We start from the raw sequence: 12,525 nt of genomic DNA, 5'->3' as shown, positions 1-12,525 counted from the left end.
TTTGTTGATTTGTAATCCTTTCGTTAATTTGATTTTGTACATGATTTTGAATTTTAATTGTTTATAAATATTTTCGAATTTTCAGTAATTATCTTGCGATTTTCGTAGCTACCTGAGTTACACCGTCACAAGAACACTGTCCGCAAGACTGCGACGGATTTTGGATTTTATTATTTCCCCCTTTCAGGCTGTTCATCTGTGCTTCCTGCAGTTTGCTGATTTGCTCTTTGTTGATTTGTAATCCTTTTGTTAATTTGATTTTGTACATGATTTTGAATTTTAATTGTTTATAAATATTTTCGAATTTTCAGTAATTATCTTGCGATTTTCGTAGCTACCTGAGTTACACCGTCACAAGAACACTGTCCGCAAGACTGCGACGGATTTTGGATTTTATTATTTCCCCCTTTCAGGCTGTTCATTTGTGCTTCCTGCAGTTTGCTGATTTGCTCTTTGTTGATTTGTAATCCTTTAGTTAGTTTGATTTTGTACATGATTTTAAAATTTTGAATGATTAGTTTTGGTTATCTTTTTTAGTCATAAAACCTTTATTGGACCTTACTTGCAAGTATATTTTTATTTAATTAATTCTATTTCTTTCTTCTTGATTTCCGAACTTTCTGCTCTGTGAGGATTTCAGATTGTTGTTTCCGAATTTGTAGCTTAAAGAGATTCTGAACCCTCTCGTGTCACGATAGCTTCTGATGTTTGTATTCACCCCGTTGGATTCATAACTGATTACCGGTCTTTGTCCGTTTAGCAAATCCTGTCCGGTCACCGTTAAGGTTAATTTTTTATCCAGCAGTAAAAACTTCATCGAAACATCCAGAATATTCATATTGGATATTTGAAAGATCTGATAGCGACCCGGAAGCTGCAGTCCGTAATTGACACTGAAAAAAGTTGTTTTTGATTTGTTCAGCGTAAAATCATTATTAGAATAGATATAGGCATTGTAGCCATCTATTGACCGGATAACATCTGTTTTGGATTTTACATTCTGATAATTCGCATTGAATCCTGTAAAACTGTTCCACCAGGACCATTTATTAAAATTATAGTACGTGGAAACTCCGATTTGATATGTATTGGCATAATTCAAAGGTGTACTTCTTGTAATATTGGTGTTTGAATCCAAAATCGAAAGCTCCTGACTGAAGTCTGATACCTGAGAATAATAAACCGAGGACACCCACTTTTCATTTCTGATATATGAAAACTCCAGATTGTCAATGATGGAAGGCTTCAGAAAGGGGTTTCCTTCAGAATAATAATATGGGCTCGTACGAATCACAAACGGATTCAGATATTCGAAGCTCGGTCTCCGGATTCTCCTGCTGTAATTAAGCGAGAAAGAATTCTTATCATTAGGGTTGTACGTTACATAAGCTGTCGGAAACAGTTTTATATAATCATTTTTGTTGGTCTGATTAAGATTTTGCGAATAGCCTGTTGTCTGGGTCGCTTCCATTCTCAATCCTGCCTGAGTTTCCCATTTTTCGCCCAGTTTTTTATTTGCCGAAATATATAAGGCTTCGTTATGTTCTTTATAATTAAATATATTGGTCTGGTCTGTATTTAAAACCGGAGTTCCGGTTTTATGATCAAATACAACCAGATCATTATTCGTATTGGTGTAGGTATATTTTCCACCGAAGCTTACATTTGCCCATTTCAATGGCATTTCCACATCCACTTTTCCGGAATAGTTTTCAATGTGGTTTACATTGGTATTGGTTGCAGAAAAAAAGCTTAGCGGGATAATATTTCTCTGACTGTCCAGCTCGTTTCCTGCAAAGAAACTATAGTCACTTTTTTTATAATTGAAATAATCAAAATCGGTAGTTATTTTAGTGCCTGCGGAATCTATTTTAAAGGTATTATACCAGTTAACAGAGTTCATATTAGGCTTATTATTGGCATCCACATCAGATGCGATATAGGAGTTGACTGCTCCTGTTGTATTATTAATTCTGGTCGTTAACGGATTGTTCGATGAAGTGTCTTTTGTAAAACTTCCCAGATATTTGGCTCCTGTTGTCCATTTTTCACTGATTTTATAATCGATTCCAAATCCCAACCCCAAATTGTTTTCCTCAGATTTGTTTTTTGCGTTCATCATCCACAATTCGTCAGGATAATAGGTCTTACTGTCGGAAGTTGTACGCAGTCTCTGAGAATTGGTATTGGCAGAAACCTGTAATGACAGTTTATTATGATTGTAATTAAATATTCCCTGAAGACCGCCTCCTGCATACGTTTTCTGTGTATAAGAGCCTCCGATATTGGCATTCCATGAGTTGGCTTTTGCTTTTTTTAATTTAATGTTGATTAATCCGTTGTCGCCTTCCGCATCATATTTTGCCGGTGGAGTAGTGATCACTTCAATCGACTGGATATTGTCAGAAGGAATAGATTTTAATAAACTTGATAGATCATCCTGTGACATTCTCTGAATTCTGTCATCAATCATCACCAAAACTTCCCCTTTTCCGACAATAGAAACAGTCTCATCCTGTACCCGAACCAATGGAGTGGTTTTTAAAGCATCCAGTGCCGTTCCTCCCGTCGCTGAAACCGAATTTTCCACATTGAAAACCAAACGGTCAACTTTTCTTTCGACTAGTTTTTTCTTTTTGCTCAGCGTTACCTCCTGAATTTCTTTATTGGCAGCATTGCTGTCTTTTATGGTGTAATTTCCTTTGATATTTCCGTCTACATTAATACTGTTCTCGAATACCTGATTTCCGTTCAAAAAGATCTTTATAGTGTAAGCATCATTTTTCGGAAGGCTGATGGTAAAATTTCCATTTTCATCGGTAAGAGCAGAGTAGTTATTTTTATCTGCTGACAAGATCACTTCTGCATATGAAATATTTTTTGCCTGTTCATCAGATACTTTTCCGGAAATACTCTGTGCACTTAAGCTGATGCTCATTCCTGCGAAGGATAATAGTGATATTAAGTATTTCTGTCTCATGTCTTTTATTTTATATTTCAAAGGTATTATGTTGTGTTTTTTTTCTTGCTACACTGTTGGGTAGTCTTAAGCGGTTCGCTGTAATACTACACTTTGGTGTAGGTCGCTCGCTGTTTTTGTCATCAGATGACAGTTCTTGTCAAGGAACTTTTTCAAGCCGTTATAAGTAAGCAAAACAGGAATGGTTTCAGAACCCAGATAGTGGATAGGTTCAGCCAGAGTGATCGCTTCAATACCCATTAATTTTAGAACTTTTAAAAGCTTGGCATCACACTCAGCAATGGCAACAGAGTTTTCGTTGTGGCAAACTTCATTAAGTGCGTATGCCATTAAAGTTTTAAAAACTCCGAATCCTGTTTTGTCAATTCCTTTCTTGATGGCGAATCTTCCGATGTGCCAGATATCGGTGTTTTTGTTTTTAATGATATCCTGAGGATTGATCCTGAACAGTTTCTCCAATGGCAGAACATCTTGGTGATTCCATTTTAAAACTCTTATCGATCCGTTGATTTTTTGATCGTTATCCCGGGAAACAAAAATTTTAGAGTCATTAAAACTTTTTTCCTCGTGATATATATCATCTACTTCAGCCCTGAACTGCTCCAGATCCGAATAATCTTCATGATGATTAAAATTCTCTGTAACAACGAATTCTGCGAGCTCGTGTAGGTCTTTATTACTTAAAGAGCAAAAGTTAAAATATTCCATATTTTTATTATCTTTAGGTAAAATTATTTCACTGAATAGTAAATAATGCTACACTTTTGTGTAGATTTGTTAAAGTCTACACTTTAGTGTAGTCACAGAAAACTCCCCTTTTAAACTAAGCCATGGAAGAAATAAATAAATTTTTTACAACGAAAAACAGCATTCAAAACATCTCAGAGTCAGAGAGTAATCAGACTGCTGATTACTTAGAAGTTATTAAAGCTTTTTCGAGAATTACGTATATGAGTGTTTATGTGATCGATTATCAAAAACAGAATTTTGAATATGTGTCCGACAATCCTTTGTTTTTGTGTGATCATACTCCTCAGGAAGTTGAAACAATGGGATATGCTTTCTATTTCAGGCATGTGAAGAAAGAAGATCTCGAGTTGCTCTTTAAGATCAATGAAGTAGGATTCGATTTTTATGAAAATCTGCCTGCTGAAGAAAGAAAATTATACACTATTTCTTATGATTTCCATTTAATTAATGAAAATAAAAATGCAATCCTTATCAATCATAAATTAACCCCGTTATTCCTTTCCTCAGAAGGTAAAATGTGGAAAGCAATGTGTCTGGTGTCTTTGTCCCACAATCATAAATCGGGAAATATTTCCATTGTAAAACAGGGAACCGATGAAATCTGGAACTATGATCTCAAAGAAAGTAAATGGATCAAAGAAGAGAAAATTAAACTCTCCGAAAGGGAAGTGGAAATCCTGCGCTTATATGCACAGGGACTTACGATCAACGAGATCGCTGAGAAAATCTTTGTAACAGGAGATACCGTCAAATTCCACAGAAGGAAATTGTTTGATAAAATGGGGGTCAACAACATCACGGAAGCGATGTCATATGCTACCAGCTATAAATTAATTTAATTTTTACCCTTTTTAATCGGAAATAGCATTGATATAAAATTGAGGAAACGTTTTATAAGGTTTTCCGGTAGCAATTTTAAACATCACATGCGTACACATCCCGGCCACAATCCATGATGCAATGGATAATTGAGGCGGGGGAAGGTTTTCCTGTTCTTTTTTGTAATCATTGATAATGTTTTCGAGCCATTCATTCGGACGCTCCCAAAACCGTAGATATCCGGCAACGTATTCTACCATTTTCAGTTCGTTGAAATTGTCATCAGTAAGACTGTCAAGAGACAATCCTGTCGGAGTTATAACAGCTACAAGACCTCCCCAGCCCAGATTATAAGGATGAAGAATGTGCATGCCTTTTTCCTGGCATATTTTATCGAAAACAATTGGGATGTCACTTGTGAAATCAAGGGCATTGATGGCAATATCATGTCCTTCAATGATATCGTGTACATTTTCATGGGTGATAAATTCTTTCCGGAACTGAATATTGGCTTCAGGATTAATGTCTTTTAGCCGGTTATACAAAGTTTCCGCCTTAAAGAAGGAGATGTCTTTATGCGTGTAGTTTTGTCTGTTCAGATTGGATTGCTCAATAGTATCACCGTCTACTATGGTAATGTTTTCAAAACCAAAACGAAGGGCACATTCGGCAATATTGCTTCCGATACCGCTTCCGGCCAGTAATATTGAGAAGTTTTTTATTCTGCTTTGCTCTTCTTCGTGTACGTAAAGTCTGTTTCGTGTATATTGTGCTTCCATATCTAATACTTTGATACAAATGTAAGCGGATGTAAAATGATAAAAGCTACACTCTAGTGTAGTTAACATCTTCCGGTCACCTTTTTTCTTGATTATTTGATGTTTAAAGGTTAAATTTAATAAAAATAAATCACTATAAAGTGTTTTATATCGATATTTTGAACTTTTTAAAAAAATAATTGTAAAAATTTCAATTGCATTTCCAACCTTTTTCTTCCGGATGACATCTTTATAAGTAATGAGGCTCATGAGCAAAAAAATAGTCTAGGATGAAAAACTTATATATTACATTTTTATTAGTGTTTCCCATATTATATTGGGCACAGATTCCGGTTATCGAAACACCGGATAAGAAGGGAGGGTTTGATAAAAACAAGCAGGTTGTTCTTCAAAAACTCAATATCGAAACAAAAATCACGGGGGGGATTTCTACGAATATTATTACGATGGTATTTAGAAATAATTCCAGCCGGCTGATGGAAGGAAGACTTACTTTTCCACTTCCTGAAGGGGTAAATGTGAGTGGCTATGCTTTGGATATTAACGGAAAACTGAGAAATGCTGTCCCGGTAGAAAAAGAAAAGGCAAAAGAAGTTTTTGAAACGATCGAAAAAAGAAATGTAGACCCGGGAATTCTTGAAAAAGTGGAAGGCAATAATTTCAGAACAAGAATTTATCCGATCAATGCTAACGGAGGAGAGAGAACGGTTCAGATCACCTATCATTATGAATTAAAAAAAGCAGGAAATAGTTTTCAGTACTTTTTACCATTGAATTATTCGGATTCGATTCCTGATTTTAACATTAAAACAAGTGTCTTTCAAAATGCAGTGTCTCCACTGTTGGAGGAAAGACCGGACGGAAGTTTCAATTTCATAAAAAATGGAAATGTTTGGGTGGCAGAAACACATAAAACCAACTATAAACCATCTCAGAATCTTAAAATAAATTTACCACAGAATGATAGCAACCAAAGTGTTTTATTGCAAAAAGCATCAGATAATTCTTCTTATTTTCTGGCAGACTTAGGAGTCGAAGCAAAAGAAAGAGAGAAGAAGCTGACCAACAGATTAGCTATTGTCTGGGATAATTCTTTAAGTGGCTCAAAGCGTGATCACAAAAAGGAATTTGAATTGTTAAATGAATATTTTAAAACGAATAAAAGCCTTATAGTCAATGTGTATTTTATCAACAATACCTTTGATGAGGGGAAAAAATTCAGAATAAGCAGAGGTGACTGGACTGAGCTGAAAACATATCTGTCTCAGGTAACGTATGACGGAGGAACGGATTTCGGACAGCTGAAGCCTTTGAAGGAAGACGAGGTTTTATTTTTTACAGACGGTCTTTCGTCTTTCGGAGATTTGAATCTGGTTTGGAAAACACCTGTCTATACGATTGCTGCTTCTAATAATGCCAACTTTAATCAGTTAAAATTTATCAGTGCTAAAACGGGAGGCGAATTTTTGAATCTGAGTGAAAATCAACCGTCAAAAGAGGTTAAAAAATTATTATATGAACCTTTAAAGTTTTTAGGAATCGAAAATAATGCTGTCGTTTCAGAAGTATATCCTTCACTTCCGCAGACGATCTCGGATAATTTTCTTTTAACGGGTATTTTAAACGGAAATCAAACCACAATAAAGGCATTATTCGGGTATGGAAATGAAGTGACCGAATCTAAAATAATCCAGTTAGATGCAAATAATCAGACCATAAAAGATTGGGAAATTTCACAATTCTGGGCTCAGAAAAAATTAAATGAACTGGAAATTTTCGAAAAGAAAAATAAAGCTGAAATTAAAAATCTAAGCAGGCAATTTGGATTGGTAAGCAATAATATGAGCCTGATGGTTCTGGAAAATATTACAGATTATGTTCGCTACGAAATTGCCCCTCCGGCAGAACTGCGCCAGGAATATAACAGGATTGTAAAGAATAATGAGCAGCTTAAAGATCAGCGTGTCAATAATCTGATGCAAAGAGCGGAAAGTATTACTGCGAATCTGAAAAAATGGTGGAGCACAGACTTTGAGCAGAAAGAAAAAGTGTATCCTAAGCCTGCCAAAAGCCAGTCTCAAAGGGATACCATGGAAAGAGAAAGGAGAATTGAGGAGGTTGTGATGGTAGGTTATTCTGCGAAGAGAACATCGGCTTCGGTATCATCTTACGTGGTTTCGGCAGAACCTGTAGCAAAGAATATGGTCGCGAGTTTACAAGGTTCTGCCTCTGGTGTTAATGTTTCAGTAAGAGGAATGAGTTCTTTGGCAGGAGATAAAAGAAAGGAAATTCAGGAAAGTGTGATCAGTAAAGGTAAAATAAGCACTTTTGATGTGAAATCAGATGCTGAATACATGAAACTTTTTGAAGGTGATAAAAAATCAATCGAAATTTATCAGATTTATCTTAATAACAGGCTGGATTATCAGGAAACTCCTCAATATTATTTTGATGTAGCTCAGCTGCTTTTCAAGATGAATGATAAAAGGTTAGGATTAAAAGTTTTAAGTTCTATTGCCGATTTAGATATCGAAAATGAAGAACTGTATAAATTATTGGCTTACCGTTTAAAGCAGGCAGATATTTATGATAAAGAACTTTGGATCAGTCAAAAAGTATTGGAGTGGAGACCTTTTGATCCTCAAAGTTACAGAGATTATGCACTGGCACTGGAAGATAACGGAAGATATCAGGAAGCTCTGGATAATTTATATAAAATTTTAAATCAATCATATACCCGTGAAATTGCTGCCCGTGACAATGGAATTGAAGAAACTATCATCATGGAGATCAATGAACTGATCAGCAGACACAGTAATCAGTTGAGCCTGAAAAATATCAATCCTAAAATTATTGCCGATCTTCCGGTGAATATACGAGTAGTTCTTAACTGGAATAAAGACAATACCGACATTGATCTTTGGGTAACGGATCCTAATCAGGAGAGATGTATGTATTCTCATAAATCAACGCAGATTGGAGGAAGAATAAGCAATGATTTTACAGGAGGCTTCGGTCCGGAGCAGTTTTTATTGAAAAAAGCAATCAAAGGGAAATACCAGATTCAGACTAATTTCTTTGGAGAAAGACAGATCAATATTGCCGGTCCTACAGCGATTATGGCTGAGGTCTATATCAACTATGCTACCGGAAAGCAGGAAAGAAAAATCGTTGTTTTCCAGAATCAGAAAAATTCTGAAGGGAATAGAGACGGTATTTTAATAGGAGAATTCGAGTTTTAATGTTAATATGTTAGGTAAAAACACAATTAGTTCGTGCGCCCGCAGAAATGCGGGCGCTTTTTTTAGAAAAATAATAGTGAAGGAAGTTATTTTTTGTATCTTTTATCATCAAATTAATACTAAAATGATGAAGTCTCTATTGATAATTTTCCTTTTTATTCTGGGAGTTAAAGTGAATGCCCAGAAGGTATTTTCCACACAATATTCGAGTCAGGCAGATGTGAAAGTTTTCGTGGTGGAGTATGAAAGCCAGGCAGATCTGAAAGTTTATAAAGTAGATTACGACAGCCAGGCCGGAAGCAACAACGGAAAATGGTTTTTTACCCAATATGCGAGTCAGGCCAAGAAAAAAATATTTTTTGTAGACTATGAAAGCCAAGCTGATTTAAAAATATTTTTTGTGAAATATGACAGTCAGGCAGGATGGAGAAACAAAGATAAGCAACATCTGATGTACTGAAAATAGCCCTAAGTTCACTCGTTGAGTGGACTTTTTTATGTGAAAAAATCTGCTCAACGAGTGAGCAGATTCCCCTTATTATTAAAAAACTAACCCATTAAGTTTCCCAAGGATAACTTACGGATATATTGTAGAGTAATAAGACTGTAAAGCCTTACTTTATTATTTTCTTAAAATGAGCAAGGGAGAGAGTAAAACGTAGATCCCTTGCTCGAAACACAAACACTAATGAAAAACTAAGATGATAAATGATTATTTATCAATCATAATTTCACTTGGGTTCTTATTGAGTATTGACTCATTATTTTTTTATATATGGTGTAGTGATGTAGGCAATTCTGAAACAGCGATTAAAATTTTCATCATTTGTGTTTTAATTATCGTTGCAAATTTATAATCCCTTTGACAGAAAAATAGTACTACAAATCTACATCATATGCTTTATGTTTTGAATATCAGCAGATTAAAGTCATATTGAAGTAGTTGTGAAGTAGAACAACAAATTATATTTTAGATTTTAAAATCATAAGCAGTTCTAAAAATAGAGCAAGGGAAAGATATCGAACATAAAAACTTAAAACCCTTGCTCAAACACAAAAACTAATGGAAGATGATCAATGATCATTCATTTTTTTCTAATTTCCAGAGACACATTTCTTTTGTGCCGGGTTAAATGATAATCCTGCCGGGCAATTATACACATAATAATACCACCGGGTGCTGCTTTTTACGCATTGATAATATTTATCAGCTGAACCTGGATATGGAAAAAGTCCGGGTGCCGTGCAAACAATAAGCAATTGATTAGGCTGAGCTCCCAGTTTAGTTACCTCCGGCATACTCAAATTTTCTTTTGCTGAAGCTCCTGTACTGATAAATGTGGCTTTTGGTTTTGGATTCGCTTTAATTCCTATCTGAGAAAAAGCAAAACCTGAGAAGATCAATGCGGGTAAAATAAAAAGATTTTTTTTCATAATTTATTATATTAAGTTTAGAATATAATGTGTCGGACCTTATGAGGTAGAATTATTGGTGATCTCTGGTTCCTTTTCTGATGAAAAAGATGACTGTCTATTTAAAATACTGATAATCATAAAAATCATGATTGATAAATGATGATCTACCAATCATGATTTTTTATCTTGTTTTTATTGAACAGAGCTTACGCAAATCATCTCAATATTTGTACTGGTTGATGTCATTCCTATTACAATCTCATCATACCATACACCTCCTGCAGGACGTGCTGCAGTACTGTTTAATCCGTAGCCGCAATTTGCGAATTGGGAGGTTCCTGTTGGATTAACAACTACTCCGTTATTCTTGTAAGTAACAGTAGTCCCTGCTGACCCACCTGTAAAGGTATCATACACTTTGGCATTACTTACTTTTCTATTAAACCTGATTGTCAAGTTAGTTGAACCTCCATTTCCAGCTCCACGGAAGGTAGCCCCCTGGCTAGCCCCAAAGCAGTTTGAGATGGCTGGTCCCTGTACAATATTACTGGAAGTGATAGTAGCAGTAACCGGAGTTCCGTTTATTGTGCCACTTACAGTGCCGCCATTGGCGGTATAAGGGATAGAAAATGAATTTGCAGTACAGTCTACACCCGGAGATACCGGTGGGGTAGTGGCAGCACTTACCGTTCTGGTTAGCGTACAGGTTCTTCCTCCAATATTGATGGCAAAACTGGCAGTACCGGATGCGCTTGGAGTACCCGTAATATTATAGGTCAGGGTTCCGTTTCCGTTGGCAAAAGCTCCTGCAGTTACAGCAGCAGTTAAGCCTGTCACCCCTGTAGATTGTACCACTTGCCCGGTATGTGTTCCTGTATTTCCGCCTGTGTAAGAGATGACAGATGAAACTCCTGAAGCGGAAGTTCCTCCCGTTAAAGTACCGTTATTGGTAGCTCCTGCACAGTTTATGCCTGATATTGCACCAACCGGTAAGGATACTGTTCTTGATAGCGTACATGTTTTCCCGCCGATATTAATGGCAAAATTTGCAGTTCCTGTAGCTGATGGAGTTCCTGTAATAATATAAGTGAGATTTCCGGCTCCGGTAGCAAAGTTTCCTGCAGCTAAAGTGGCTGTTAATCCGGTTATCCCTGTAGAAGTTACGGTTTGTCCACCATGAGATCCGCCATTACCTCCTGTATATGGAATTGATGAACTTACAGAATTATTAGATCCTGTTACGATGGTTCCGCTATTGGTCGCACTGGCACATGTAATCGCCGTTACAGTACCGGCTGGAGGAGCTGTAACCGCACACGTAGATACCCACGTACTTGAGTTCCAGAAATCCATACAGTTGGTATTTACATTATAGATCATCAACCCGGCTGGTCTGCTGGCAGCGGGAATTGCATCTCTTTGTGTTGTTGTTAATCTTGGAGGAAGAAATCCTTTATTAGTAGAAGATATTTCCAATGCTGCATTGTTGTTTGGAGAAGTAGTACCGATTCCGACTCTTCCTCCGTTTACATCATCTATATACATTGCTTCATTAAGGTTTTTTCCAACACTGAATGAAAGATAACGGTTACCGTTATTGGTTGTAGTACTCATATCTCCAAAGTTGATACGGGCAATATCTCCGGTATGTACAGATGAAGAAGTTCTCATCTTAATGCCAAAATTATTCCCTCTGTTACCATATGTATAAGAATCTTGTCCTACATTGATATCTATAGCATCAGTAGTAGTAGCTGCAGTTAATGCGGCATTTAAACGCTGACTTCCCTGAACATCCAATTTTCTGCTAGGATTTGACGTTCCAATTCCTACATTACCTGTAGTCTGGTTAACGGTTACCTGTTCTGTCCCATTGCTGCCTATCACGAAACGTCCGCCGCTTCTATTATCTAAATATGCTTTGTTGCCTGCGCCAAAAATAGCAGAACCATTATCTGTTCCTAAATAAATATTTGAACTTCCTGATCCTATATTGACGTCCATACGACTGTTTGCTCCAGTGCTGGTGTTTCTAAAGGTACTGCGTAAAAAGCCGTCATTGTTTCCATTGACCTGAAAAGCCCCTGTAGTTCCGGTAAAAATAAGGTTTTTGTCTTCCTGATGAACAGTACGGCTGGCTGAAAGGGTTCCGTCTGAATTATAAATATTCTGGGCATTTAAACCGTTGCCGTCTGCGTTTAGTTTTACCCATTCTTTTCCGTCAAAATAATAATATCCGGTATTATCTATATTGACAGCAGTTCCGGTTTGTGCTCCGTTCGCAATACTGTTAACATAAATTAAAGTAGAAACTTCAATATTTGACATTGATTGAGCTTTTAATCTATCTACTCGGGGTAACAGTAAACCTTCAGCTGAAGCTCCTGTTGTGTTTTTTGCAATAATATCCAGTGTTGCTTTCGGGTTGGGAGTATTAACCCCTACCTGAGAAAAAGCAAGCCCTGAAAATAGTAATGCTGATAAAATAATAACATTTTTTTTCATTTCTTAATTTTTGTTTTTCATTTAAATTTTTTCT

General features: G+C 36.4%; 10 protein-coding genes. 3 read left to right on the top strand and 7 right to left on the bottom strand.

Annotation, left to right across the window (positions count from 1 at the left end; translation table 11 throughout):
• Positions 1-88 precede the first annotated feature (88 nt).
• The 4 genes from M2373_RS20910 to M2373_RS20895 form a co-directional block, all read right to left on the bottom strand.
• Positions 89-268: a class I lanthipeptide gene (locus tag M2373_RS20910; protein ID WP_259113214.1), complete on the bottom strand. Its 180-nt coding sequence runs from the start codon at positions 266-268 to the stop codon at positions 89-91.
• Between the two features lie 46 nt (positions 269-314).
• Complete coding sequence (locus tag M2373_RS20905) at positions 315-494, bottom strand: class I lanthipeptide (RefSeq protein ID WP_259113214.1); 180 nt, start codon at positions 492-494, stop codon at positions 315-317.
• An 86-nt stretch (positions 495-580) separates the two neighbouring features.
• Positions 581-2,980: an outer membrane beta-barrel family protein gene (locus tag M2373_RS20900; RefSeq protein WP_259113212.1), complete on the bottom strand. Its 2,400-nt coding sequence runs from the start codon at positions 2,978-2,980 to the stop codon at positions 581-583.
• Between the two features lie 66 nt (positions 2,981-3,046).
• Positions 3,047-3,688, bottom strand: coding sequence for a hypothetical protein (locus tag M2373_RS20895; RefSeq protein ID WP_259113210.1), 642 nt, complete (start codon positions 3,686-3,688; stop codon positions 3,047-3,049).
• 122 nt (positions 3,689-3,810) lie between these two features.
• Between M2373_RS20895 and M2373_RS20890 the strand changes: the two genes are divergently transcribed.
• Complete coding sequence (locus M2373_RS20890) at positions 3,811-4,569, top strand: response regulator transcription factor (protein WP_259113208.1); 759 nt, start codon at positions 3,811-3,813, stop codon at positions 4,567-4,569.
• A 12-nt stretch (positions 4,570-4,581) separates the two neighbouring features.
• Here M2373_RS20890 and M2373_RS20885 read toward each other — a convergent pair whose 3' ends face one another.
• Positions 4,582-5,328 (bottom strand): ThiF family adenylyltransferase, encoded by a 747-nt coding sequence (locus M2373_RS20885; protein WP_259113206.1) that lies wholly within the window; start codon positions 5,326-5,328, stop codon positions 4,582-4,584.
• Between the two features lie 269 nt (positions 5,329-5,597).
• Between M2373_RS20885 and M2373_RS20880 the strand changes: the two genes are divergently transcribed.
• Both M2373_RS20880 and M2373_RS20875 read left to right on the top strand, forming a co-directional pair.
• Entirely contained in the window at positions 5,598-8,570 is a 2,973-nt protein-coding gene (locus M2373_RS20880; protein ID WP_259113205.1) for a VIT domain-containing protein, read from the top strand.
• 124 nt (positions 8,571-8,694) lie between these two features.
• Positions 8,695-9,030: a DUF6150 family protein gene (locus M2373_RS20875; protein WP_409013221.1), complete on the top strand. Its 336-nt coding sequence runs from the start codon at positions 8,695-8,697 to the stop codon at positions 9,028-9,030.
• A 635-nt stretch (positions 9,031-9,665) separates the two neighbouring features.
• Here the strand turns inward: M2373_RS20875 and M2373_RS20870 are convergent.
• A complete protein-coding gene (locus M2373_RS20870; protein WP_259113203.1) occupies positions 9,666-10,004 on the bottom strand; it encodes a chitin binding peritrophin-A domain-containing protein in 339 nt (112 codons plus the stop codon).
• A gap of 174 nt (positions 10,005-10,178) precedes the next feature.
• Positions 10,179-12,491 (bottom strand): hypothetical protein, encoded by a 2,313-nt coding sequence (locus M2373_RS20865; protein WP_259113201.1) that lies wholly within the window; start codon positions 12,489-12,491, stop codon positions 10,179-10,181.
• Positions 12,492-12,525 lie beyond the last annotated feature (34 nt).

This window comes from Chryseobacterium sp. JUb7 (assembly GCF_024806495.1).
Taxonomy (GTDB): Bacteria; Bacteroidota; Bacteroidia; order Flavobacteriales; family Weeksellaceae; genus Chryseobacterium.
Note: the sequence above shows the minus strand (reverse complement) of the source record. Positions and strands in the feature narration are given on the sequence as shown.